Origin of the sequence: Streptomyces sp. NPDC060232, from assembly GCF_042726555.1 — a bacterium.
Lineage (GTDB): Bacteria > Actinomycetota > Actinomycetes > Streptomycetales > Streptomycetaceae > Streptomyces.
This window is the reverse complement of record NZ_JBHXAG010000005.1, coordinates 245,110-268,213: the sequence shown is the minus strand read 5'-3', so window position 1 is coordinate 268,213 and position 23,104 is coordinate 245,110. Positions and strand designations below refer to the sequence as shown.

Below are 23,104 nucleotides of genomic sequence, written 5' to 3'. Positions count from 1 at the left end.
GGGCCGTTCAGCTCGCGCTCCCGGAGGATCCCGCCGGTCTGGGGTGGTCTCCGCCGCGGATCTGGTCCACCGCGTGCGGGAGGATGCGGGACAGGACCGCGAGGCCGTCGCGCACCCCGCCCGTGGAGCCGGGGAGGTTGACGATGAGGGTGCGCCCGGCGACGCCCGCCAGGCCCCGGGACAGGGCCGCGGTCGGCACCTTCGCCAGGCCCTCGGCGCGGATCGCCTGCGGGATTCCCGGGATCTCGTAGTCCAGCACCCGGGCGGTGGCGTCCGGGGTGCGGTCGGTCGGCGAGATCCCGGTGCCGCCGGTGGTCAGGATGACGTCGTACGCGGCGGCCACGCCCTCGCGCAGTGCCCGCTCGACGGGATCGCCGTCCGGGACCACCCGCGGGCCGTCCACCGTGAAGCCGAGCTTCTCCAGGGCCTCGGCCAGCAGGGGGCCGCCCTTGTCGGCGTACACGCCCTGTGAGGCCCGGTTGGACGCCGTGACGACGAGCGCCCTCCCGAAGGACTCCGCGGCCCCGGACCCGGCGCCGACCGGGGCCGGGGCCGAGCCGGCATCCGGCGCCGCCACCGCGTGGTGGCTGTGCACCTCCCCGCCGCGCGGGGCGTTCACGAGCGGGCCCAGTCGCCGGACTTGCCGCCGGTCTTCTCCTCCACCCGGACGTCCGTGATGACAGCGCCCTTGTCGACCGCCTTCACCATGTCGATCACGGTGAGTCCGGCGACGGCCACGGCGGTCAGCGCCTCCATCTCGACGCCCGTGCGGTCGGTCGTCTTCACGGTGGCGAGGATCTCCACGGCGTCGTCGGCGACCGACAGGTCGACCTTCACGCCCGAGACGGCCAGCGGGTGGCACAGCGGGATCAGGTCGGGGGTCTTCTTCGCCCCCATGATCCCGGCGATGCGCGCGGTGGCGAGGGCGTCCCCCTTGGGCACGCCCTCGCCGCGCAGCAGCTCGATCACCCGGGGGGAGACGAGTACGCGTCCACTGGCGCGCGCCGTCCGGGTGGTGACGTCCTTCGCGGAGACGTCGACCATCCGGGCCGCACCGGCCTCGTCGATGTGGGTGAGCCTGCTCTCGGTACTCATTGCTGTGCCGCTCCGCTCTGGGCCCCCGGGGGCCTGTGTGGTGCGACACACGCTACCCGCACGGGCCGCCGGAGGGGCGCCCCGGGGGAACGGCTCCGGGCGCGCCCGGACGCCAGGACGCGGCTCAGCCGAGCAGGACCACTTCCAGCTCGCTTCCGGGCTCCACCGAGGTGACGTCCTCCGGTACGACCATCAGCGAGTCCGCGTGCGCCAGTGCGGCGATCAGGTGGGAGCCCGATCCGCCGACCGGACTGACCGTGCCGGTCTCGGCGTCGTACGTGCCGCGCAGGAACTGGCGGCGGCCGGCCGGGGAGCGGAGCGCCTTGTCGGCCTTGAGCACGGCCCGCACGCTCGGCCGCCGGACCTCGGACTCCGGCAGCCCCATGAGGGTGCGGATCGCGGGGCGCACGAACAGCTCGAAGGAGACGTAGGAGGAGACCGGGTTGCCGGGCAGCGCCAGCAGCGGGGTGTGGTCCGGGCCGATCGTGCCGAAGCCCTGCGGCTTGCCTGGCTGCATGGCGAGCTTGCGGAAGTCGATCCGGGTCGCGTCCACGTCGACGGGGTCCGCGTCGCCGTCACCCGAGGCGGACGAGCCGACCGAGCCGGACGAGCTGACCGAGCCGGACGAGCCGGACGAGCCGGACGAGCCGGACGAGCCGACCGAGGAGAGCGCCTCCTTGACCACGTCGTAGGCGCCGACGCTGACGCCGCCCGTGGTCACCAGCAGGTCGGCCCGGATCAGCTGGTCCTCGATGGTGGAGCGCAGGGTGTCGGCGTCGTCCGCGACGGCACCCACCCGGTAGGCGATGGCGCCGGCGTCCCGCGCGGCCGCCGCCAGCGCGAAGCTGTTGGAGTCGTAGATCGTCCCGGCGGTGAGCGGCTCGCCGGGCTGGACCAGCTCGCTGCCGGTGGACAGGACCACCACGCGCGGGCGCGGCCGCACCCGGACGGTGCCGCGCCCGATGGCGGCGAGCAGGGCAATCTGGGGCGGGCCGAGGACCGTGCCGGCCGCGAGGGCGAGGTCGCCCGCCTGGACGTCGCTGCCGCGCGCGCGGACGTGGGCCCGCGCCTCGGCCGCGCGGTGCACCCGTACCTCGCCGCCCGCCTGCTCGGGGGCGGCACTGGCCGGGGTCATCCCGGCGGCGGCGCCGCCACCGGTGCCGCCGTCGGTCCACTCCACCGGTACGACGGCTTCCGCACCGGGCGGCAGCGGGGCCCCGGTCATGATCCGGGCGGCCTCGCCGGGGCCGACGGCGGGCAGTTCGCCGCTGCCCGCCGCGACGTCCCCGATGACCGTCAGCACCGCAGGGAACTCCTCGCTCGCACCCTGGACGTCGGCCGTGCGGACGGCGTAGCCGTCCATGGAGCTGTTGTCGAAGGGCGGGAGGGCGACGGGCACGGTGACGTCTTCGACCAGGACACAGCCCTGGGCGTCCAGCAGCTGGAGCTCGATCGGCTCCAGCGGCCGGACGGCCCCGAGGACGTCCGCGAGGTGCTCGTCCACGGACCACAGACGGTGGCCGTCCGCCGGTCGTGGATGCTGCGGTGCGGAACTGCTCAAGGTGCTACATCTCCTCCGTGACGTAACGGTGAAGCCAGGTGCGGAACTCGGGGCCCAGGTCCTCGCGCTCGCACGCGAGGCGGACGATGGCCCGCAGGTAGTCGCCGCGGTCCCCGGTGTCGTAGCGACGGCCCCGGAAGACCACGCCGTGCACCGGACCGCCCACGCTCTCGTCGGCGGCCAGCTTCTGCAGGGCATCGGTGAGCTGGATCTCCCCACCGCGGCCCGGCTCGGTCTCCCGCAGTATGTCGAAGATCGCGGGGTTGAGGACGTAGCGTCCGATGACCGCGTAGTTGCTGGGGGCGTCCTGGGGCTCCGGCTTCTCCACGAGACCGGTGATGCGGACCACGTCCGCCTCGTCGGTGGCCTCGACGGCGGCGCAGCCGTAGAGGTGGACGCTGGCCGGGTCGACCTCCATGAGGGCGATGACGGTGCCGCCGGTGCGGCCGTGGATCTCGGCCATCTGACGCAGCAGCGGGTCGCGCGGGTCGATGAGGTCGTCGCCGAGGAGGACGGCGAAGGGCTCGCGCCCGACGTGCGGCTCGGCGCACAGCACGGCGTGGCCCAGGCCCCGCGGGTCGCCCTGGCGGACGTAGTGCATCGTCGCGAGGTCGCTGGATTCCTGGACCTTCTTCAGCCGGTCGTCGTCGCCCTTGGCGATGAGGGCCGACTCCAGCTCGTAGTTGCGGTCGAAGTGGTCTTCCAGGGCACGCTTGTTACGCCCAGTGATCATGAGGACGTCGTCGAGCCCGGCCGCGACGGCCTCCTCGACCACGTACTGGATGGCCGGCTTGTCCACAACCGGGAGCATTTCCTTCGGGGTCGCCTTGGTCGCCGGAAGGAAGCGGGTGCCGAGGCCAGCGGCCGGAATGACGGCCTTCTTGATCACGGGGTGCAACATAGTCATGGTCAGAACGATAGTGGGTCCTGCCGAACGCCCGACGAGTTCGCGGCTGGTAGGTCCATATATGCCCTGATTCGAAGGAAATTTGATTCTCGTGGCAGAGAAACCGCCCACAGCGTCCGCCAAGTCCGAGCTGCGCCGCGAACTCCTCGCGGCCCGTCGCGCCTTGTCCCCCGACGCCCGCCGCACGGCGGCCGCGGCGCTCGCCGTCACCGCCCTCGAACTGCCCGAACTGGCCGGTGCGCACACGGTCGCGGCGTACGTCTCGGTCGGCGGCGAGCCCGGCACCCGCGAACTCCTCGACGCCCTGCGGGCGGCCGGCAAGCGGGTGCTGCTCCCCCTCCTGCTGCCCGACCACGACCTCGACTGGGCGGCGTACGAGGGCCCCGACACTCTCTCGGAGGCGGCTCATCCGGGGAAGATGCGCCTGCTGGAGCCGTCCGGCCCGGCGCTCGGGCCGGACGCGGTGACGCGGGCCGACGCCGTGCTGCTGCCCGGGCTCGCGGTGGACGGGCGCGGCATGCGGCTGGGCCGCGGCGGGGGCAGTTACGACCGGGTGCTCCAGCGGCTGGAGCGGGCCGGGGCCCATCCGGCGCTGGTCGTGCTCCTCTACGACGACGAGGTGGTCGCGCGGGTCCCGGAGGAACCGCACGACCACCCCGTACAGGCGGTGGCCACCCCGTCGGGGGTGCGCCGCTTCAGCTCATGAGGCCGCCGGCCTGAGGGTCAGGGTGTCGACCGTGGCCTTCTCGACAGCGTCCTTGCCGAAGGGCCACTCCAGCAGCTCGCCCTTGGCCCACATCTTCGTCTGGTCCGTGTAGTGGGAGTTGTACGCGTGGCCCGAGGCACCGGTGAGGTTGATCCAGCGGGACTTGTCCAGGTCGTTGAGGTTGACCACCATCCGCATCGACGGCACCCAGGTGACCCCGTAGCCGCTGGAGGCGTTCCAGCCGGTGGCGTTGACGGTCGCCTCGCCGCCGCCCACGTTCCACGGGCCGCGGTTGAGGAGCCACTGCATGAAGCCGGGGCCCTCGGTGCCGATCGTCTGGTTCTTCAGGTTCAGCTGGTGCAGCCGGCCCCAGCTCCAGGTGGACTGGTCCTTGCCGAGCTTGGCGGTCAGCTCCCAGCGGGCGTCCGCCATGGCCCGCGCGAACAGCTCGTCGCGGGTGGTGGTGGCCGGCTTGTTCAGGCCCTTGGCGGGCGCGCTCCACCACGCCGACTTCTCGTCCTTGACCAGGCGGCGGACCACCTCGAACCAGCGGTCGCCGCCGTCGGGCTGCGCCGAGTCCGCGTCACGGGTGCCGCATTCGCGGACCGTCTTGGACAGGTCGTCGGCCGGGCCGGTGCCGTTGCCGAGGACGTTCATGCAGCTGCCCTCGATCCGCAGCTCCTTGGGCATCTTGTCGCCGAAGGACAGCTTGAGGATGTTGCGCCAGACCGCGTTGAAGTAGGCCGCGGCCGCAGAGTCGGACTCCTGCGTGTAGTTCCAGCCGTCGAGCAGCTTCTGCGCGGCGCGCACGCCCGGGTCGGAGATCTGGATCTTCGACAGCATCGGGGTCAGCAGCGCGGCGATCTCGCTGCTGGTGTCCATCTGCATGGTCCGCATGTCGTCGCTCGAGATCTTGCCGCCGTCCTTGATCTTCGCCTCGATGAGGTCGTTGATCCGCTGGCTGCGGGCGCCGTATCCCCAGTCGGTGGTCAGCAGGTGCGGGTACTTGCCCGCGCCGGTCCCGCCCTCGGCGACGGCCTGGTTGGCGGTGACGATGTAGCCGCGCGAGGGGTTCAGGTCCCAGGGCAGCTCGTTCTGCGGGATGTAGCCGGCGGTGCCGTCCCGGCCGCCCTTCCAGGCGTACTTGGAGTCCCAGCCCGGGGCGGGCATCCGGCCGTCGCCCTGGCCGCGGACCGGGATGCGGCCGGGGGCCTGGTAGCCGATGTTGTTCTTGTTGTCGGCGTAGATCAGGTTCTGCGAGGGCACGTCGAAGTCGGCGGCCGCCTTGCGGAAGTCGTCGAAGGTCTTGGCCTGGTCGAGCTTGAAGACCGCGTCCATCGTCCGGCCCGGGTCCAGTGCGGTCCAGCGCAGGGCGATGGCGTAGCCGTCGCCGCGGTCGGGGGCGGAGACGTCCACGGGGGCGCGGGTGCCGACCGTACCGAGCTCCTCGCTGCGGTCGGAGACGAGCGGGCCGTTGTTGGTGGTGCGGACCGTGATCTTCTTGCTGGCGCCGCCCGCGACCTTGATGACCTCTTCGCGCAGGCCGAAGGGGAGCACCCGGTTGTCGTAGACGTACCCCTCGGGCTTGATCTGCTCCAGGTAGAGGTCGGTGACGTCGGCGCCGAGGTTGGTCATGCCCCACGCGATGTCGTTGTTGTGGCCGATGACGACGCCGGGCATGCCGGAGAAGGTGAAGCCGGCCACGTCGTACTTGCACTGGGCCGAGACGGTGCGGCAGTGCAGGCCCATCTGGTACCAGACCGAGGGAAGTTGCGGCGACAGGTGCGGGTCGTTGGCGAGCAGGGGCTTGCCGGTGGTCGTGTACTTGCCCGAGATGACCCAGGAGTTCGAGCCGATGCCGCTGCCGTTGGGGCCGAGGATCGCGGGGACCTTCTCCAGGGTGTCGGCCAGGGCGCTCAGCTGGGTGCGCAGGCCCACGGTCGCACCCTGGGCGGTGGCGTTGCCGGCGAGGCCGGTGGGGTCGCCGGCGCCCGCGGCGGTGGAGGCCTGGGACACGGCGGTCCCGCCCGAGCCACTACCGGAACCGGAGCCCGAGCCGCTGCCCGCGTTTCCGGTCTGGCCCTGGGGGGTGTACTTCCCGCCGTCGACCTTGCCGCCCTCGACGACCGGCTTGTTCCGGTCGAAGGGGTACGGCGGGTACAGCTCGGCGATCTGCGCCTGCGAGAGCTTGCCCGTCATCAGCGCGCGGTCGATCTCGTCCTGCATGTTGCCGCGCAGGTCCCAGGCCATCGCCTTGAGCCAGGCCACCGAGTCCACCGGCGACCACTTCTCGGGGGCGTAGCCGCCGCTGATCCCCAGGGCGGCGTGCTCGACGGAGAGGTCCTTGCCGGACTTCCCCTTCAGGTACGCGTTGACCCCGTCGGCGTAGGACTGCAGATTCTTCTTGGTCTCGGCGGAGAGCTTGGTGTCGTACTCCTCCTGCGCGACCTGGCGCCAGCCCAGCGTGCGCAGGAAGGCGTCGGTCTCGACCTGGCCGGCGCCGAACATCTCCGACAGCCGCCCCGAGGTCATGTGGCGGCGTACGTCCATCTCCCAGAAGCGGTCCTGCGCGTGGACGAAGCCCTGCGCGCGGAAGAGGTCGCCGTCGTTGTCCGCGTAGAGCTGGGGAATGCCGTGGGCGTCGCGCTTCACCTCGACCGTCCCGGTCAGGCCGGGCACGTCGAGGGAGCCGGTCGTCTGGGGGAAGGAGGCGCGCACGCCGTCCACGCTCCAGTACGCCCCGTAGCCGAGGCCCGCGACGAGTCCCAGGACCAGTACGAGCACGATCAGACGGGCGCGTCGTCCCTTCTTCTTGACGGGAGGAGCGGTTTCGTTGGCGGGCATCGCTGTCCTTAGAGGGGCAGGGTGGTCCTGGGAGTGCTGGGAGCAACCATAGGCGCAGGACCGACTGCGGTGATCCGCCAGGGGTGGAGGCCGTGTGGAGGGCCTGTATCCCGCGACCGCCCGGGAGTCGGCCCGGGAGCCGGCCCGGAGGCGATCCACCGGCGAGCCCGGCGGTCCCGAGGACAGAGGCGGAAGGCCGTTTCACAATGTGGTTATCGCGTAAAGGGCGCGTCAAAGATTAGGTAAGGTAACGAACTACTTGCCGAACTTGCCGCCGGGAGGATCGATCCACCGGGCGCATTGAGGAGGGCCGCCCGCTGACTGTCCACACGCTCAATGAGCTGCTGCTGGTCTGCTCGCTCGTGCTGCTCGTCGCCGTGGCCGCGGTGCGGCTCTCGTCCCGCAGCGGCCTGCCCAGCCTGCTCATCTACCTCGGCATAGGCGTCGCCATAGGCCAGGACGGCATCGGGAACGTCGTTTTCGACAATGCCGAGCTGACCCAGGTCATCGGTTACGCCGCGCTCGTCGTGATCCTCGCCGAGGGTGGTCTGGGCACCAAGTGGAAAGAGATCAGACCGGCCCTGCCGGCCGCGATCATGCTGTCCCTGGTGGGCGTCGCGATCAGCGTGGGCGTGACGGCGGCGGGGGCGCACTACCTCGTCGGGCTGGAGTGGCGCCAGGCGCTGCTGATCGGCGCGGTCGTCTCCTCGACGGACGCGGCGGCCGTCTTCTCCGTGCTGCGCAAGGTCCCGCTGCCCTCCCGGATCACGGGCGTCCTGGAGGCCGAGTCCGGCTTCAACGACGCACCCGTCGTCATCCTGGTGGTGGCCCTCTCCACCATCGGCCCGGCGGACGCGTGGTACGTCCTGATCGGCACGATCGCCCTGGAGCTCGCGATCGGCGTCGCGATCGGCCTGGCCGTGGGCTTCCTCGGCGCCTACGGCCTGCGGCATGTGGCGCTGCCCGCCTCCGGCCTCTACCCGATCGCGGTGATGGCCATCGCGATCGTGGCGTACGCGGCCGGCGCGATGGCGCACGGCTCCGGCTTCCTCGCGGTGTACCTCGCGGCGATGGTCCTGGGCAACGCCAAGCTCCCGCACTGGCCGGCCACGCGCGGCTTCGCCGACGGGCTCGGCTGGATCGCCCAGATCGGCATGTTCGTGCTGCTGGGCCTGCTGGTCACCCCGCACGAGCTGGTCCGCGACTTCTGGCCCGCGGTCGTCATCGGCCTGGTGCTGACGATGGTGGCGCGGCCCCTGGAGGTCTTCCTCAGCCTGCTGCCCTTCCGGATCCCGTGGCGGGAGCAGGTCCTGATGTCGTGGGCGGGCCTGCGCGGCGCCGTGCCCATCATCCTGGCGACCATCCCGATGGTGTCCGGGATCGAGGGCAGCGACCGCGTCTTCAACATCGTCTTCGTGCTGGTCGTCGTGTACACCCTGGTGCAGGGGCCGACCCTGCCCTGGCTGGCGCGCAGGCTGGACCTCGGGCAGAGCATGGAGACCGCGTCCGACCTCGGCATCGAGTCGGCGCCCCTGGAGAAGCTGCGCGGGCACCTGCTGTCCTTCGCCATCCCGCCCGCCTCGCGGATGCACGGCGTCGAGGTGAGCGAGCTGCGGCTGCCGCCCGGGGCGTCGGTCACGCTGGTCGTCCGGGAGGGCAAGAGCTTCGTACCGGCGCCGTCGACCGTGCTGCGGCGCGGGGACGAGCTGCTGGTGGTGGCCACGGACCCGGTCCGGGACGCGGCGGAGGCACGGCTGCGGGCGGTGGCCCGGGGCGGCAAGCTGGCGGGCTGGCTGGGGACCGGCAACGGATCCGCGCAGCATTAGGGCCTGTATCGAGTTGCCCCGTGGAGCAAGGAGCGGCGTTAGAGCGGCATTCTAATTCGGCCGGATTCGGAGAGATATGACCACCCTCATCCGGATATATCCGGTCTTTCGGATGCGAAGCTCCCGTTAATCGCAGGTGGAGAGACGGCTTGTCGGCACAATCACAGGGCGTGATAACGGGTTCCCCTGTACGATGAAGGCACAACAGATCGAACCAACTCTGCCTGACGCAGAGCTGGCGCGACCGCAAAGCGGCCGTGGCACCCTCCCGCATTGGGCGCCCAGGTATCACTCGGTTATGCGCAAGAGGACAGCTCTCGGGGCTCCCAACACGTACGGGTGCGACCGCTCACAAAGCACGGCACCGTCCGCAGACGGGGATGCTCTACCAGGCAGCGGAAAGGCAAGGCCGTGACATCCGCGGTCACGACCGACACGTCCGCCCGCCCCGGCTACGGGCAGCTCCTGCGCACGCCGGGCGCCCTCGGCTTCGTACTCCCCGGCTTCGCAGCCCGGCTCCCCTTCGGCATGCTGACCATCAGCATCCTGCTGCTGGTCCAGCACACCACAGGTTCCTACGGCAGCGCCGGCATCGTCGCCGCCGTCACCGGCATCTCGATGGCCCTCTCCGCCCCGCTGATGGGCATCTTCACCGACCGGTTCGGCCAGAGCGCCGTACTGGTGCCCGTGGTCCTCGCGCACGCCGCAGCCGTCACCGGCCTCGCCGCCCTGGCGCTGGCCGACGCCGACGTCTTGTTCCTGACGCTGGCCGCGATCCCGGCCGGCGCCTCGGTGCCGCAGGTCGGCCCGATGGTCCGCGCACGCTGGGCCGCCCGGCTGGAGGGCTCGCCGCTGCTGCCGACGGCCGCCGCCTTCGAGTCCGTCACCGACGAGTTCACCTTCGTCGTCGGCCCGGTCCTGGCGACCGCGCTGTGCACCGGCGTCCACCCGGCGGCCGGCCTGGTCACCGAGGCCACGCTGACCCTGCTCGGCGGCCTGCTCTTCGCGGCCCGGCGGGCCTCCCAGCCCACGACGCACGCCCCGTCGGCCACCGGTGAGAAGCGCGCCTTCGCGCTGTCCTACCCGGGCCTGCGCGTCCTGATCTTCGCCTTCCTCGGGATCGGCGCCGTCTTCGGCGGCATGCAGGTCTCGCTCGCCGCCTTCTCCAACGAGATCGGCAACCCCGGCGCCAACGGCCTGCTCTACGGCGTCTTCGCGGCCGGCAACATGATCGCGGGCATCGCCATGGGCGCCGTCGCGTGGAAGATCGGCCCGCGCCGCCGGCTGATCCTGGGCTACGTCGGCCTCACCGCCGCCGCGTCCGTCCTGTGGGCGGCGAACTCGGTGTTCCTGCTGGGCGCGCTCGGCCTGGTCGTCGGCCTGTTCATCGCCCCGGCCCTGATCACCGGCTACACGATGGTCGAGCAGCTGGTCCCCGCGCACGCCCGGACCGAGGCCTTCACCTGGCTGACCGGTTCGATCGCCTTCGGGCAGGCCATCGCGGTCATCCTGGCCGGCCGCCTGACCGACGCGCACGGGTCCTCGTACGGCTTCCTGGTGCCGATGGCGGCCACCGCGCTGGCGCTGGCCACCCTGCTGGCGCTGCGGGCCAAGCTGGCCCCGACGGCCCCGAGCCGGATCGTGAACACCTCCGCGTCCGCGCCCGGCACCGAGGACACCGCCTCGGCCGGGGTGACGCCCGCCGCCACCCCCTCGCAGGCCCCCCGTAACCGGGTGAACGAGCGTGGGATGGGTCACCGCGTGCCGCTGACGGTGGACTGATCCGCCGGAATACGTCACCATGGAGCGTCGTTAGCACTCATTGAGTGAGAGTGCCAGGAGGAAATTCGTGCCGACCTACCAGTACCAGTGCACCGAGTGCGGTGAGGGCCTTGAGGCCGTGCAGAAGTTCACCGATGACGCGCTGACCGTGTGCCCGAACTGCGACGGACGCCTGAAGAAGGTGTTCTCCGCGGTCGGCATCGTCTTCAAGGGCTCCGGTTTCTACCGGAACGACAGCCGTGGCGCCTCGTCGAGCAGCACCCCCGCCTCGAAGCCCGCCGGCTCGTCGTCCTCGACGTCGACCGCCGCCGCCGCTCCCGCCGCTGCGTCCTCCTCGACGTCGTCGAGCACGAGCAGCAGCTCCACGTCGGCCGCCTGACCGCTCCTTGACCCGAGGCCCCGCCCGCCCCCCACCGGGCAGCGGGGCCTCCGGCATGCCCGGTTAGGGTGAGTGGCATGGTGAACGCAGAGATCGGTGTCATCGGCGGCTCGGGCTTCTACTCCTTCCTGGAGGACGTCTCCGAGGTCCAGGTGGAGACCCCGTACGGGCTTCCGAGCGACTCCCTGTACGTGGGCGAGCTGGCCGGCCGCTCGGTGGCCTTCCTGCCCCGGCACGGGCGCAGCCACACGGTCCCGCCGCACAAGATCAACTACCGGGCGAACCTCTGGGCCCTGCGCTCGGTCGGTGTCCGCCAGGTGCTCGGCCCGTGCGCGGTCGGCGGCCTGCGAGCCGAGTACGGGCCGGGCACGCTGCTCGTTCCCGACCAGCTGGTCGACCGTACGAAGTCCCGCACGCAGACCTTCTTCGACGGGGAGGCGCTGGCGGACGGCTCCGTGCCGAACGTCGTGCACACCACCTTCGCCGACCCCTACTGCCCGGTGGGCCGGTCCGCGGCGGTGGCCGCGGCCCGCTTGCGGGACTGGGAGCCGGTCGACGGCGGGACCATGGTCGTCGTCGAGGGTCCCCGCTTCTCGACCCGGGCGGAGTCGCGGTGGCACGCGGCGGCAGGCTGGTCCGTGGTCGGCATGACGGGCCACCCGGAGGCGATCCTCGCCCGTGAGCTGGGGCTCTGCTACACCTCGATGGCGCTGGTCACGGACCTGGACGCGGGTGCCGAGACCGGCGAGGGCGTCTCCCACACGGAGGTGCTGAAGGTGTTCGGCGAGAACGTCGGCCGCCTGCGCGAGGTCCTCTTCGAGGCGGTGGCGGCGCTGCCGCCCACGGACACCCGCGACTGCCTGTGCACACACGCGCACGACGGCTGGGACCTGGGCATCGAGCTCCCGTAGTCCGGCGCCGGGCCAGGGCGCCGGGCCAGGGCGCCGGGCCAGGGCGCCGGGCCAGGGCATCCGGTCGTCGGCTGTCACATCCGGGGCAGCTGTCCTGTCTTCCTCTGTGAAGGCCCAGTCGGGACAGACCGCTCAGGGAGTTGACAGTCATGCCTCGTATCTCGCTCACCCCGCCCCGCACCCTGCTGACGCGCATCGGCGCCTGGTACTCCCGACGCACCTACGGCAAGGTGCTCGACCCAGGCCAGGCCTACGGGCACAACGCGCGCGTGCTGTTCTCGTACGTGCGCCTGGAACAGCGGGCGGCGAAGTGGAACGCGCTGGACGCCGGTCTCAAGCACCTCGCCGTGATGGCGGCGGCGGCCCGCATCAACTGCTCGTGGTGCATGGACTTCGGCTACTGGGAGGGCCTTGAGCAGGGGATGGCGGCGGAGAAGATCGAACGGGTGCCGCGGTGGCGGGAGGCCCGGGAGGTGTTCGGCGAACTGGAGCAGCTGGTCATGGAGTACGCCGAGGCCATGACCGAGACCGAGCCGGCGGTCACGGACGAACTCGCCGCGGCACTGGTCGCACGGCTCGGGGAGGCGGCGTTCGTCGAGCTCACGGCGGTGATCGCGCTGGAGAACTGGCGTTCGCGCGTCAACAGCGCCTTCGGGCTGACCAGTCAGGGCTTCTCGGAGTCCTGCCGGGTGGCGGCCGGGAGGCCGGTGACGCCGACAATGACGGCGTGAACACCGGCTTCTCCGCCTCCCCCTCATCCCCCGGTTCCAGCGGTTCCAGCGGTTCCAGCGGCTCGTCCGGTTCCTTCGGTTCCTTCGGTTGGTCCGGTTCCTCGGACCGTGCCTTCGGCGACCGGGTCGTCGTGGCCCTCGACTTCCCCGACCGCCGGTCCGCCGAGGTGCTCGTGGAGCGCCTCGGGGACGCGTGCGGCTCGTACAAGATCGGCCTGGAGCTGTTGACCGCCGCGGGCCCCGGGCTCGCACGGGACCTGGTCGCGCGGGGGCACGAGGTCTTCCTCGACCTGAAGCTGTTCGAGATCCCGAACTCGGTGGCGGGCGCCGTCCGGGCCGCCGGCGCGCTGGGCGCCTCGATGGTCACGGTGCACGGTATGGGCGGTACGGGGATCATGGCCGCGGCGGTGGAGGCGGCCCGGGATTTCCCGCGGCTGCGGGTGCTCGCGCTGACGGTGGTCACCAGCATGACCGGGAGCGACCTCGCCGACATCGGCGTCGGGGCGGGCGCCGAGGAGCAGGTGCTGCGGCTGGCCCGGCTGGCGATGGGCGCGGGCTGCGACGGCGTCATCGCCTCACCGCGGGAGGCCGGGCCGCTGCGGGCGCTGCTGGGGCCGGAGCCGCTGATCGTGACGCCGGGAGTGACGCTGGGGCCCGACGGGGGCGGGGCGGGAGGGCACGCGGGCGGGCATGCCCGGCCGGGGACGCCCGGGGCGGCCTTCGCGGCCGGGGCCTCGCACGTCGTGGTGGGCCGGTCGGTCGCGCGGGCGGCCGACCCGGTGGCCGCGCTGCGGCAGGTCCGGGAGACCGCGAGGGAGGCGCTGGGGGCGGGGGTCCCTCACTCCGGCGGGTGAGCGGGTTTTCCACAGGCTGGGGACCGTCCACAGGCCTGAGCGGGATCCGGGAGGAGGCCGGATCGTGGGGTGTGTCCGGGCGGTGGGTCCGGGCACAGGAACTCACTCCGTCTGGTGGTGCTCGTCATGTCCCGTCTGTCCGCGACCTCTTCGTACTCCTCTCCTTCGCACTCCTCCGCGGCCTCCTCCACGGCCTCGGCCCCGGCAGTCCCTGCGGGCTTGCCTTCCCGCTCCCTCTCCGTGTGTGCGACCGCCACCACCTGTCCGCCCCTGCGTCCCGTCCCGCCGTTCCCGCCGCTGCGGGTGGGGCGGGGATCGGGCCGGCTGCGCCGGGCCGTGCGGCGCCGGCGGCGGGCCGTCTCTGCCGCTCTGGCCGTCGTGGCGGCGGCTCTGGCCGTGGGAGGCACCGAGGCGCAGGCCTCTCGGGGCGGTGCGCCGCCGCCCGTGGTGGAACCGCCGCCGGCGGCGGTGCGGATGGTCTCGGCGCCGGTGCGCATCGCGGACGCCGCGACCGTGCGGCTGCTGCGGCCCGGGGACCGGGTCGACGTGGTCGCGGCGGAGCGGGCGCAGCCGCCCAGGGTGGTGGCGGCGGGGGCCAGGGTCGCCGAAGTCCCCGCTGCGGAGCGGGATGTCGGGGACGGTGGCGCGCTGGTCGTCCTGTCCGTGCCGCGGGAGACCGCGCGGGCCCTGGTGGGGGCGGGCGCGATGGCGCGGCTGGCGGTGACGTTGTGCTGAACCGCACGCACGATCAGTCGATTCACCTCAAAGTGATGGCCGATTGGACACACCGCGCCTGGACTGCCGTAACTTTCGGAACCGTTGGCTCCGTGTTCGGCTCCTGTGAAGAAGGGCTCAGCGATGAGCGAGAAGAAGGAAAACGTGCTGGCGGGCTTCAAGGCCTTCCTGATGCGCGGCAACGTGGTCGACCTTGCGGTGGCCGTGGTGATCGGCGCCGCGTTCACGAACATCGTGAACTCGGTGGTCAAGGGGATCATCAGCCCGGTGGTGGGCGCGGTGGGCACGAAGAGCCTGGACGGCTACAAGTCCTGCCTGAAGGCGCCTTGCACCATCGGCCCCGACGGACAGCCGACCGGTGTCGAGATCCTCTGGGGGTCGGTGCTGAACGCCACGCTGACCTTCGTGATCACCGCTGCGGTCGTGTACTTCCTCATGGTGCTGCCGATGGCGAAGTACCTGGCGCGTCAGGAGGCGCGCCGCAAGGCCCGCGAGGGGGTCCAGGAGATCGTCGAGATCACCGAGCTGGAGGTCCTCAAGGAGATCCGGGACACCCTGGTCGCGCAGCGCGCGGGCGGCGGCGTGGGCAGCCAGGCGGGTTCTCGCGACGGGCTCTGACCGGGCCGGCCGCCCCGGCCGGTCAGATGTGGTGCGGCGGCTTCTCGTCGAGGAAGCGCGCCAGGTCGGCCGCGCTCGCGCCGGTGGGCGGCCGCTCGCCCCAGCCGCGGTCCGTGTCGTCGGACGACTTCTGGTCCAGCGGGTCGTCGAAGTCGATCCGCGGCTTCGGCCGGGGCTGCCGTGCCTGGGGACCGGGGCGCGGGGGCTGCGGATCGGAGGTAGGGGTGCTGCTCATGCCTCCAGGGTACGGCCGCCCGTGGGGGCGGCCCGGACATGATCACCGGTCCTTGGGGTCGAGGAGCCACAGGCCGATCACCACGAGGAACGACAGGGTCAGGAATCCCGCTCCCCACCAGGCCGTCCCGGTGTTGCCCTCCATCCATTCGTTGACCGTGACGGTCAGTGCCCAGAGCTGTCCGACGACGACGGTGAGGGCCAGCACGAGACGGGCGTTCAGCTTCGAGGACCGCTCCGGCTCCTGCTCGGTGCCGGCGCCGGGGCCGGGGCCCGTGTGCCGGATTCCGACGAGCGTGCCGTCGGAGAGGCGGACGGCGAGGGCGCGGTCCTCGTCGCCGGGGAAGCGGAAGGCCACGGACTCGCCGGGGGCCAGTACGTCGGTGACCTTCCTGGCCTCGGGCATCGAGTCGCTGCCGCCGTGCCGGTGCAGGATGCCGGCGGCGACGCCGACACCGCCGACGGCCAGGCCGCCGGAGACGGTGGCGACGATCCGCAGGTAGTCGCGGCGGGTGGTGAGGGAGTCGGCGCTGATCCGGTCCCGCAGCCGTTCGGCGGCCTCGTCGCCCGCGGGTCCGTTTCCCGGTGCGGGGGCGGGCTGTTGGGTGACGCTCATCGGACGTCGACTCCGTTCACCTCTACGACGGGCAGGCCGCCGGGGACGGGCCACCGGACCTTGTCGGCGGGGACGACCATCGCCACTCCGGTGCGGACCATCACGTCACCGAAGGCGAAGGAGTCGGCGACCTGGGCGCCGGGGCGCTCTGCCTGGAGTTCTTCGAGGGTTCCGTAGAAGAGGGCGCCGGTGGGGCAGACGGTGGCGCACATCGGGGCCAGGCCGTAGGCGGTGCGGTCGTAGCAGAGGTTGCACTTCAGCTGGAGCTCCGCCTGGAGGTCGATCTTCGGGACGCCGAAGGGGCAGGCGTTGACGCAGTTGGCGCAGCCGATGCAGCGGGTGGTGTCGGCCTGCTGGACCACTCCGTCGGCGGTCACCTCGACGAGCCGGCCCGCGATGCCGTCGGCGCGGCCGGACACGGCAGCCGCCCGAGGCACGGCCGCCGCCCGGACAGCGCGCCCGACCTGCTGGAAGCCCGCTCCTCTGATCTTCTGGCCGGTATGGCCTACTCCCCCATGACCGCCCGCAGCCGCGAAGAGGACCACCGCACCTCGACGCCGCTGGAGCTGTTCTTCGACCTCTGTTTCGTCGTCGCGATCGCCCAGGCCGGCGCCCAGCTCGTGCACGCGCTCGCGGAGGGCCATCCCGGTACCGGGGTGATCGGCTACTTCTTCGTCTTCTTCGGCGTGTGGTGGGCGTGGATGAACTTCACCTGGTTCGCCTCCGCCTACGACTGCGACGACGTGCCGTACCGGATCGCCACACTCGTCCAGATCGCCGGCGTCCTCGTCTACGCGGCCGGGGTCGCCGAGGCCTTCAACGAGAACGACTGGGCGGTCGCCGTCGTCGGCTACATCATCATGCGCGTCGCGCTGACGGCGCAGTGGCTGCGGGCCGCCGCCGGGGAGAGCGGCACCGCCCGCACCGCCGCCCTGAAGTACGCGGCCGGGCTGGTGGTCTGCCAGGCCGGCTGGGTGGCACTGCTGTTCGCGCCGGACGCCGCCCAGCGCTGGCTGTTCCTGGTGCTGGTCGCGGCAGAGCTGACGGTCCCGGTGATCGCCGAGCGCGGCCACCCGACCCCCTGGCACGCCCACCACATCGTCGAGCGGTACGGGCTGTTCACCATCATCGTGCTCGGCGAGACGATCGCGGCGAGCACGGTGGCGGTGAAGTCGGCGCTCGACGAGCACGAGGCCCTCGACCTGCTGCTCCCCATCGCCGCGGGCGGGCTGCTGATCGTGTTCGCCGCGTGGTGGATCTACTTCGCCGTACCGATGCACGAGCACCTGGCCTCCAACCGGGAGGCCATCCCGTGGGGCTACGGCCACCTGCTGGTCTTCGCGTCGGGTGCGGCGATCGGTGCGGGCATCGAGGTCGCGGTCGAGCACGCGGCCGGCAAGGCGCACATCTCCCAGGTCTCCGCGAACGCCGCCGTGACGGTCCCGGCCGCCGCCTTCCTGTTCATGGTGTGGTTCCTGCACTCGCGCCACTTCAAGCACGGCCCCGCCCAGCAGCTGGTCCTGCCGGTGGCCGCCCTGGCCACCCTCGCCTGCACCTGGACGGGTGTCTACGCCGTCCTCTACGCGGGCCTCGTCGGGGTGGTCACGGTCACCGCCGGCGTGGTCCTGGCCGAGCGGCCGGGCGCCGCGGCCCGGTAGCGGCAGGACGGCCGGGCCGTCACTCCCGCGCCCCTGCCGCCGTTCTCCAGCGCAGAACGAGCAGGACGAACCGCGGGACGAACCGCGGGACGAACCGCAGGACGAACCGCACCGACTGGAGGCCCGGCCATGACACTCCCGGCGCAACGCCACGGCACCGACCCCGGCAGGGAGCTGGCCGAGCCAGGCTTCTGGCAGCAGCCGCCCGCCCACCGGCTCGCCGCCTTCGCCCGCCTGCGCGCCGCCGAAGGACCCGTGTTCGTGCCGGAAGGGGCCGGGCACTGGGCCCTCGTCCGGCACGCCCACGTGCAGGAGGCCAGCCGACTGCCCAAGGTCTTCGCCAGCGCCCCCGGCGTGACCACCCCCGAGCCGGCCCGCTGGGTCCGCGCCCTGTTCGGCGACTCGATGGTCAATCTCGACGGACCGGACCACGCCCAGCTGCGCAAGATCGTCCAGCGGGCCTTCACCCCCCGCCTGCTGGCGGCGGCCGAGGCCGACATCCACGCCGTCGCGGCCCGCATCGTGGACGACGTCCTGGCCCATCAGCCCGACGAGTTCGTCTCGGCGGTGGCCTCCCGGCTCCCGCTGGAGGTCATCTGCAACATGATGGGCATCCCCGAGCGCCACCGCTCCGAGATCGCCGACCGGGTCAACCACGCCTCCGAGAACATCGGCGTGGAGCGCGGCCTGGCCTCCCGGCTGCGGATGCCCGGCCGCGGGCTGCGCGCGCTCGCCCGGATGCAGCGGATGGTGGCGGGCATCGGCCGGGAGCGGCGCAAGAACCCCACCGACGACCTGATCTCGGCGCTGGTCTGCGCGAACGTCGACGGCCAGGCCCTCGGGACCCGCCAACTCGGCGCCTTCTTCTCCCTCTTGATGGTCGCCGGCGTGGAGACCACCCGCAACGCCATCACCCACGGGCTGACCCTGCTGACCGACCACCCGGACCAGCGGGACCTGCTGCTGTCGGACTTCGAGACGTACGCGGACGGCACGGTGGACGAGATGATCCGGCACTCGACGCCGATCATCCAGTTCCGCAGGACGGTGGTCGCCGAACACACCCTGGGCGGCCGCGACTTCCGGCCCGGCGAGAAGGTGGTCCTGTACTACGCCTCCGCCAACCGCGACGAGGCGGTCTTCCCCGACCCCGACGCCTTCGACATCACCCGTTCTCCCAATCCGCACCTGGGCTTCGGCGGTGGCGGTCCGCACTTCTGCCTGGGCGCGCACCTGGCCCGGGTGGAGATGAAGGCGCTCTTCCGCGAGCTGCTGACCCGGCCGGTGGGGCTGCGCGCGGTGGGCCTGCCGGACCTGGCGGGTTCGAACTTCGACAACCGGGTCCGCTCGCTCAGGTTCGCCTTCGAGCGGCCCTGAAGGCGACACCGGGCGACGCCCCCGGGGCGTCGGACCGGCCACCGGGCAGGCTGGGAGCCCGGTGGCCGGAGCGGGTGGGGCGGGGCCCCGGCGCGCTCGCGCCGCGGCCGCAAAGGTGCACCGGACGCCCCTGCGGGCTACTTCTGCAGGCGCCGCACGGAGAGCACGCAGTGGGCGCTGCCCGTGAGGACCTCCTCGTCGCCCGCGAAGGCCTGCAGGGTCGTCGCGTCGACCGGCCGCCCCGGGACCGCCTCGGGCCAGGCGCGCGTGGCGAAGAGGAAGTACGCCTGACCGCTCTCGTCCGCCGCGGCGACCCACTCGTCGGGGGCGGTGCACTGCGCGTTCATCCCGGGCAGGGTGAGCGCGATCTGGTTGCCCTCCAGCAGGATCTGGACCGGGAAGCCGGCCGGGTTGCGGGTGCCGTCCATGACGACGTCGCCGATGGGCAGGCCGATCTCCTCCAGCAGCCCGCGGGCCGCCGCCTCACCGGCCTCCCGGCCACCCGGGCCGTCGCCCAGGGTGTAGGCGAGCAGGTACGGGATGTCGTGCGCCTCGGAGGGGTCGCCGATCCAGGCGAGGACCGAAAGGGTGCCGAGCTGGGACCGGTCGATTTCGGCTTGAGTAGAAGTCATGCGCCGCACCCTAGTGGTCCCGCGCCCGGGCCTTTCACGGCCTTTCACCCGGGCGGGCTAGACGGCCCAGAATCCCTCTCCGGAATTCGCCCGGATGTTCGCGTCCTGGTATTCGAGCCGCACAATGCGTGCGTTTTCCGGGACTTCGAACACCACCCACCCCTCTGCCCGCTCACCGACCTCCAGGGAATCGAAGACGATCGGTTTGCCGGTCGTCAGCTCACCGGTGGGCACCACCGGGTGGCGCTGCCCCGCGCCGTCGTGCGCCCACATGCGTCCGAGCGCCCCGTACGAGGCACCGCCCACGTTGACGAAGGACATCGAGGCGGCCACCCAGCGCTTGCCGGCGGGCGGGGCGAAGTTCTTGTCCGCGCTGATCGCTGGGTTCACATAGGCGCCGAGCACGACCTCCAGGTGGCGGCCGACCTGCGTGCCGTGCACCCGTACGGCGTCACCCACATGGGCAACCTCCGCCCCGGGCCGGACGGGGCCGCCCTCGCCCCCCGGAGCCCCGTCGTCCACCGGAACGGCCGGCGCCGCGGCCGGGGCGGGGGCGGCCCCGTCGGGAACGCCCTGGCAGGCGGTGGCACCCAGCAGCAGCAGCGGGAGCAGGGCGAGGGCTGGAAGGGCGGACAGGGCAGGGAGGGCGGGCTGGCGCATGCAGGATCCCTTCGGGCACGTAGTTCGGCCAGTTTCACGCCCCCGGGCAGGCAATTGCACCCAACGACACGAGTGCGCGGAGCGAGTGCGTACGGCCACCTGCCAGCACAATGCGTTCCGGCGGAATCCCGCCGTCCGCACCCCCTGGAGGAAGAATGCGCATCCCCGCCCGCCGAATCGCCCTGGCGGCCTTCTCCGCACTGGCCGCCACCACGCTGTTCGGCGCTCCGGCCGGCGCCACCGTTTTCGATCAAGGTATTTCCGTGCACCACGACGCCTACGTCGCGGCGGACGGCACTGTCACCCTTTCCGGTTCGTACCACTGCGAGCAGGCGTCACCCGCGGGGGCGATGCAGATCAAGGCGACCGTCGAGCACGAGGGCGGCCGGCTGAGCATCGGCGCGGAGCAGCCCGTCTGCGACGGCAAGGAGCGCCGCTGGGTGGCCACGGCCCCGGGCCGCTGGGTGAACGTGCGCCCGGGCCACGCGGTGGTCACCGCGGAGCTCCAGGAGATCCGCCTCTCGGGCCTGATGCCGAGGTCGGTCACCACCGTCGCCGAGGCCACCACGGACGTCGAGGTCCGCGAGCACTGAAGCCGGTGCGGGACTCCGGGCACGCCCGCTCCCGGTAGCCGCCGCTACCGGGACCGGCACTCGGGGGCGACGCCCGTCATCGACATGAAGGCCACCGTCTGGCAGCCGGGGTCCGCGTGCGGTCGCCCCGTCGTCCAGTCCACGACCGTCGGCACCCCGGCGGCCAGCAGGAGCGCGGCGAGGATGCCGCTCACGGCGCCCTTGCTCAGCCTGCGCACAGTACGTTCCGTTCCATGGTGGGCATCATCGCTCCGGCCCCCGCCGCCCACAACTCGGCGTGTCCGGCCGGTCACCCCGCGCTGCGGGGGCTGCCGCCGACGTCGAACTCGCACCACACCGCCTTGCCGTCGCCCCGGGACTCCACACCCCAGTGCGTGGCCAGGGCGTCCACCAGCAGCAGCCCGCGCCCCGTCGTGGCCGCCTCGCCCGGGGTGCGCCGGCGCGGCCACACGCTGGAGCGGTCCTTGACCCACAGCCGGATCCGCCGCACCGGCTCCGGCAGCACCTCCATGGTCAGCACCGCCCCGCCGTCGGTGTGCAGCAGGGCGTTGACCAGCAGCTCCCCCGCCGCGACCTCCACGTCGTCGGCCAGCTCCGGCACGCCCCAGTCGCGCAGGGCCTGACGCAGGGCGTAGCGGGCCTCGGAGAGGCCCTCCGGGTCGGCCTGGTGGATGTACTGGTGGATGCGCGGCGCCCGGTGTGTGCCGGGGTCGGGGGCCCTGCGCAGCACCAGCAGGGCCACGTCGTCGCCGGAGCCCCAGCGCTCCCACAGCCGGTCCGAGAGGTGGTCGGCGAGCGCCCCCGCCTCCTGCGGGCCGCTGCGTACCGCGTGGGCGAGGGCGTCCATGCCCGCGGTGATGGTCGTACCGGGCTCCTCCACGAGGCCGTCGGTGCACAGCACCAGCGTCTCGCCGGGGACCAGGTCGAGCTGGGTCTCGGGGAACTCCTCCTGCTCGAAGGCCGAGGCCAGCCCCAGCGGCAGACCGCCGCGCACGTTGGGCCAGCCCGTTCGCCCGTCCGTGTGGCGGATCAGCGGGCCGAGGTGGCCCGCGCGGACGGCGCGTACACCGCCCGTCTCCAGGTCGACCTGCGCGTACATGCAGGTGGCGAAACGCTCCGTGTCGAGCTCGGCGAGGAAGCGCGAGGCCCGCGCCAGCACGGTGGACGGCGGATGGCCCTCCCCCGCGTACGCCCGCAGCGCGATCCGCAGCTGGCCCATGATCGCCGCCGCGTGCGTGTCGTGGCCCTGTACGTCGCCCACGACGATGCCGACCCGGTTGCGGGGCAGCGCGATCACGTCGTACCAGTCCCCGCCGACCTCCCGCCCGCTCCACGCGGCGTGGTAGCGGACGGCGATCTCCCCGCCGGAGATCTCCGGGATCCGGCGCGGCAGCATGGCCGCCTGCAGACCGGTCGCGAACTCCCGCTCCTGGTCGAAGAGGAGCGCCCGCTGCAGCGACTGGGCCACGATGCCGGCCAGGCCCAGGCACAGGTTGCGCTCCTCCGGGCTGAACTCCTCGCGCCGCCGGTAGAAGAGGACCAGCCCGCCGATGGCCTTGGCCTGGGCGATCAGCGGCAGGTAGGCGGCGGCGTCGAACCGGATGCGGCCGAGGTAGTCGGCGAGCAGCGGGAACTCGCCGCCGAGGTCGGTGAGCGAGGTGACGAAACGTGCCTGCCTGGTCAGCACCGCGTGCGAGAGCGGGAGCGAGCCGTCCAGCCGGGTGAACCGGCGCTCGCTGAGGATCTCCAGCGACTCCCCGCTCAGCGCGATGATCTTCATGGTGCCGCCCTCGACCAGCCCCAGGGCCAGCCCGTCGGCGCCGAGCCGTTCCAGGGCGCCCGCCCCGGTCAGCGCCGCCGTGACGTCGTCGACGGTCACCGCCCGCGAGAGGGCCTCGGTGGTGCGCTGCACGATCGTCGTCTGCTGGGCGCGCGCCGCCTCCAGCTTGCGCAGCAGCGTCGCGTGGGCGAGCTCCGCCGCCGCGTCCCGCACGATCCCGGCGATGTGCAGCGCCTGCCCGTCGCCGCCGCGCACCACCCGGCCCATGGTGTGCGTCCACTGGTCGCTGCCGTCGCGCCGGTGGACGGTGACGTACGCGCCGAACGTCTCCCCGCCCTCCGCGAGGACGCGGGCGATGGTCTCGCGCAGCCGGGCCGCGTCCTCCGGCCGCATCCGCAGCGCGGCGCCCTCCGCGGTGCCGTCGTACTCTCCCGGCTCCAGGTCGAAAACGGTCATCGCGGCCGCGTCCAGCGCCACCGTACCCGTGCCCAGGTCCCACTCGAAGCTGCCCATGCCGTTCAGCGCGAGCCGCTCCCCGGCGTCGGTCACGGGGGTCCGCCGGGCCGGCCCGGGTCCGTCGCGCTCCGCCGCTGCCACCTTCCGCA

At 72.5% G+C, this 23,104-nt stretch carries 23 protein-coding genes and 1 pseudogene; 12 read left to right on the top strand and 12 right to left on the bottom strand.

The genetic code is table 11. The features are described 5' to 3' along the window. Positions 1-7: 7 nt before the first annotated feature. The 4 genes from ACFWFZ_RS11015 to galU all read right to left on the bottom strand — a co-directional run bounded on the left by ACFWFZ_RS11015 (position 8) and on the right by galU (position 3,563). Positions 8-577: a molybdenum cofactor biosynthesis protein B gene (locus ACFWFZ_RS11015; protein ID WP_387119979.1), complete on the bottom strand. Its 570-nt coding sequence runs from the start codon at positions 575-577 to the stop codon at positions 8-10. 38 nt (positions 578-615) lie between these two features. Beyond that, on the bottom strand, positions 616-1,095 hold the full coding sequence (moaC, locus tag ACFWFZ_RS11010) for a cyclic pyranopterin monophosphate synthase MoaC (RefSeq protein WP_030662516.1): 480 nt from the start codon (positions 1,093-1,095) through the stop codon (positions 616-618). A 124-nt stretch (positions 1,096-1,219) separates the two neighbouring features. Then, positions 1,220-2,656 (bottom strand): gephyrin-like molybdotransferase Glp, encoded by a 1,437-nt coding sequence (glp, locus tag ACFWFZ_RS11005; protein WP_387119818.1) that lies wholly within the window; start codon positions 2,654-2,656, stop codon positions 1,220-1,222. Between the two features lie 4 nt (positions 2,657-2,660). Beyond that, positions 2,661-3,563 carry a UTP--glucose-1-phosphate uridylyltransferase GalU gene (galU, locus tag ACFWFZ_RS11000; RefSeq protein WP_387119815.1) on the bottom strand — a complete coding sequence of 301 codons (903 nt, stop codon included), beginning with the start codon at positions 3,561-3,563 and terminating at the stop codon, positions 2,661-2,663. 91 nt (positions 3,564-3,654) lie between these two features. Here galU and ACFWFZ_RS10995 point away from each other — a divergent pair, with 91 nt between their 5' ends. Beyond that, positions 3,655-4,269, top strand: a complete 615-nt coding sequence (locus ACFWFZ_RS10995; RefSeq protein ID WP_387119812.1) for a 5-formyltetrahydrofolate cyclo-ligase — start codon at positions 3,655-3,657, stop codon at positions 4,267-4,269. Here the strand turns inward: ACFWFZ_RS10995 and ACFWFZ_RS10990 are convergent. Beyond that, positions 4,264-7,113: a penicillin acylase family protein gene (locus ACFWFZ_RS10990; RefSeq protein WP_387119809.1), complete on the bottom strand. Its 2,850-nt coding sequence runs from the start codon at positions 7,111-7,113 to the stop codon at positions 4,264-4,266. The genes ACFWFZ_RS10995 and ACFWFZ_RS10990 overlap by 6 nt on opposite strands. A gap of 299 nt (positions 7,114-7,412) precedes the next feature. On the opposite strand from ACFWFZ_RS10990, the gene ACFWFZ_RS10985 reads away from it, so the two are divergent. From ACFWFZ_RS10985 to mscL, 8 genes are all read left to right on the top strand, one after another. Continuing rightward, positions 7,413-8,939, top strand: a complete 1,527-nt coding sequence (locus ACFWFZ_RS10985) for a potassium/proton antiporter (RefSeq protein WP_387119976.1) — start codon at positions 7,413-7,415, stop codon at positions 8,937-8,939. Positions 8,940-9,350: 411 nt separating this feature from the next. After that, positions 9,351-10,721 carry an MFS transporter gene (locus ACFWFZ_RS10980; RefSeq protein WP_387119806.1) on the top strand — a complete coding sequence of 457 codons (1,371 nt, stop codon included), beginning with the start codon at positions 9,351-9,353 and terminating at the stop codon, positions 10,719-10,721. 67 nt (positions 10,722-10,788) lie between these two features. Then, positions 10,789-11,100, top strand: a complete 312-nt coding sequence (locus ACFWFZ_RS10975) for an FmdB family zinc ribbon protein (protein WP_387119803.1) — start codon at positions 10,789-10,791, stop codon at positions 11,098-11,100. Between the two features lie 77 nt (positions 11,101-11,177). Further along, positions 11,178-12,011 (top strand): S-methyl-5'-thioadenosine phosphorylase, encoded by an 834-nt coding sequence (locus tag ACFWFZ_RS10970; protein ID WP_387119800.1) that lies wholly within the window; start codon positions 11,178-11,180, stop codon positions 12,009-12,011. A gap of 149 nt (positions 12,012-12,160) precedes the next feature. After that, positions 12,161-12,742 (top strand): carboxymuconolactone decarboxylase family protein, encoded by a 582-nt coding sequence (locus ACFWFZ_RS10965; protein WP_387119797.1) that lies wholly within the window; start codon positions 12,161-12,163, stop codon positions 12,740-12,742. Continuing rightward, complete coding sequence (gene pyrF, locus ACFWFZ_RS10960) at positions 12,739-13,596, top strand: orotidine-5'-phosphate decarboxylase (protein ID WP_387119794.1); 858 nt, start codon at positions 12,739-12,741, stop codon at positions 13,594-13,596. Before ACFWFZ_RS10965 ends, pyrF begins: the two co-directional genes overlap by 4 nt. A gap of 219 nt (positions 13,597-13,815) precedes the next feature. Further along, a complete protein-coding gene (locus ACFWFZ_RS10955) occupies positions 13,816-14,331 on the top strand; it encodes a hypothetical protein (protein WP_387119790.1) in 516 nt (171 codons plus the stop codon). Between the two features lie 123 nt (positions 14,332-14,454). Then, positions 14,455-14,949, top strand: coding sequence for a large conductance mechanosensitive channel protein MscL (gene mscL / locus ACFWFZ_RS10950; protein WP_387119787.1), 495 nt, complete (start codon positions 14,455-14,457; stop codon positions 14,947-14,949). 22 nt (positions 14,950-14,971) lie between these two features. On the opposite strand, the gene ACFWFZ_RS10945 is transcribed toward mscL, so the two are convergent. The 3 genes and pseudogenes from ACFWFZ_RS10945 to ACFWFZ_RS10935 form a co-directional block, all read right to left on the bottom strand. Further along, complete coding sequence (locus ACFWFZ_RS10945; RefSeq protein WP_387119784.1) at positions 14,972-15,184, bottom strand: hypothetical protein; 213 nt, start codon at positions 15,182-15,184, stop codon at positions 14,972-14,974. 42 nt (positions 15,185-15,226) lie between these two features. Beyond that, positions 15,227-15,799: a DUF6755 family protein gene (locus ACFWFZ_RS10940; protein ID WP_387119781.1), complete on the bottom strand. Its 573-nt coding sequence runs from the start codon at positions 15,797-15,799 to the stop codon at positions 15,227-15,229. Further along, positions 15,796-16,176: pseudogene (locus tag ACFWFZ_RS10935) on the bottom strand (4Fe-4S dicluster domain-containing protein); the annotation flags it as partial. The pseudogene ACFWFZ_RS10935 and the gene ACFWFZ_RS10940, both read right to left, overlap by 4 nt. A 123-nt stretch (positions 16,177-16,299) precedes the next feature. Between ACFWFZ_RS10935 and ACFWFZ_RS10930 the strand changes: the two are divergent. After that, positions 16,300-17,457, top strand: coding sequence for a low temperature requirement protein A (locus ACFWFZ_RS10930; RefSeq protein WP_387119778.1), 1,158 nt, complete (start codon positions 16,300-16,302; stop codon positions 17,455-17,457). A gap of 129 nt (positions 17,458-17,586) precedes the next feature. Next, positions 17,587-18,834: a cytochrome P450 gene (locus ACFWFZ_RS10925; protein ID WP_387119775.1), complete on the top strand. Its 1,248-nt coding sequence runs from the start codon at positions 17,587-17,589 to the stop codon at positions 18,832-18,834. A gap of 137 nt (positions 18,835-18,971) precedes the next feature. On the opposite strand, the gene ACFWFZ_RS10920 is transcribed toward ACFWFZ_RS10925, so the two are convergent. Both ACFWFZ_RS10920 and ACFWFZ_RS10915 read right to left on the bottom strand, forming a co-directional pair. Then, on the bottom strand, positions 18,972-19,466 hold the full coding sequence (locus tag ACFWFZ_RS10920; protein ID WP_387119772.1) for a DUF5949 family protein: 495 nt from the start codon (positions 19,464-19,466) through the stop codon (positions 18,972-18,974). A 57-nt stretch (positions 19,467-19,523) separates the two neighbouring features. Beyond that, positions 19,524-20,126: a DUF4352 domain-containing protein gene (locus ACFWFZ_RS10915; RefSeq protein ID WP_387119770.1), complete on the bottom strand. Its 603-nt coding sequence runs from the start codon at positions 20,124-20,126 to the stop codon at positions 19,524-19,526. A gap of 155 nt (positions 20,127-20,281) precedes the next feature. On the opposite strand from ACFWFZ_RS10915, the gene ACFWFZ_RS10910 reads away from it, so the two are divergent. Next, positions 20,282-20,719 (top strand): DUF6299 family protein, encoded by a 438-nt coding sequence (locus ACFWFZ_RS10910; RefSeq protein WP_387119767.1) that lies wholly within the window; start codon positions 20,282-20,284, stop codon positions 20,717-20,719. 44 nt (positions 20,720-20,763) lie between these two features. Here the strand turns inward: ACFWFZ_RS10910 and ACFWFZ_RS10905 are convergent, their stop codons facing one another. Both ACFWFZ_RS10905 and ACFWFZ_RS10900 read right to left on the bottom strand, forming a co-directional pair. After that, positions 20,764-20,937 carry a hypothetical protein gene (locus tag ACFWFZ_RS10905; protein ID WP_387119764.1) on the bottom strand — a complete coding sequence of 58 codons (174 nt, stop codon included), beginning with the start codon at positions 20,935-20,937 and terminating at the stop codon, positions 20,764-20,766. 71 nt (positions 20,938-21,008) lie between these two features. Then, entirely contained in the window at positions 21,009-23,096 is a 2,088-nt protein-coding gene (locus ACFWFZ_RS10900; RefSeq protein WP_387119762.1) for a SpoIIE family protein phosphatase, read from the bottom strand. Positions 23,097-23,104 lie beyond the last annotated feature (8 nt).

Excerpts from the sequence above, each read along its gene's own strand:
- moaC (WP_030662516.1), bottom strand. The coding sequence starts at position 1,095 with ATGAGTACCGAGAGCAGGCTCACCCACATCGACGAGGCCGGTGCGGCC.
- galU (WP_387119815.1), bottom strand. The coding sequence starts at position 3,563 with ATGACTATGTTGCACCCCGTGATCAAGAAGGCCGTCATTCCGGCCGCT.
- ACFWFZ_RS10990 (WP_387119809.1), bottom strand. The coding sequence starts at position 7,113 with ATGCCCGCCAACGAAACCGCTCCTCCCGTCAAGAAGAAGGGACGACGC.
- ACFWFZ_RS10970 (WP_387119800.1), top strand. The coding sequence starts at position 11,178 with ATGGTGAACGCAGAGATCGGTGTCATCGGCGGCTCGGGCTTCTACTCC.
- ACFWFZ_RS10965 (WP_387119797.1), top strand. The coding sequence starts at position 12,161 with ATGCCTCGTATCTCGCTCACCCCGCCCCGCACCCTGCTGACGCGCATC.
- mscL (WP_387119787.1), top strand. The coding sequence starts at position 14,455 with ATGAGCGAGAAGAAGGAAAACGTGCTGGCGGGCTTCAAGGCCTTCCTG.
- ACFWFZ_RS10945 (WP_387119784.1), bottom strand. The coding sequence starts at position 15,184 with ATGAGCAGCACCCCTACCTCCGATCCGCAGCCCCCGCGCCCCGGTCCC.
- ACFWFZ_RS10940 (WP_387119781.1), bottom strand. The coding sequence starts at position 15,799 with ATGAGCGTCACCCAACAGCCCGCCCCCGCACCGGGAAACGGACCCGCG.
- ACFWFZ_RS10930 (WP_387119778.1), top strand. The coding sequence starts at position 16,300 with ATGGCCTACTCCCCCATGACCGCCCGCAGCCGCGAAGAGGACCACCGC.
- ACFWFZ_RS10925 (WP_387119775.1), top strand. The coding sequence starts at position 17,587 with ATGACACTCCCGGCGCAACGCCACGGCACCGACCCCGGCAGGGAGCTG.
- ACFWFZ_RS10920 (WP_387119772.1), bottom strand. The coding sequence starts at position 19,466 with ATGACTTCTACTCAAGCCGAAATCGACCGGTCCCAGCTCGGCACCCTT.
- ACFWFZ_RS10915 (WP_387119770.1), bottom strand. The coding sequence starts at position 20,126 with ATGCGCCAGCCCGCCCTCCCTGCCCTGTCCGCCCTTCCAGCCCTCGCC.
- ACFWFZ_RS10910 (WP_387119767.1), top strand. The coding sequence starts at position 20,282 with ATGCGCATCCCCGCCCGCCGAATCGCCCTGGCGGCCTTCTCCGCACTG.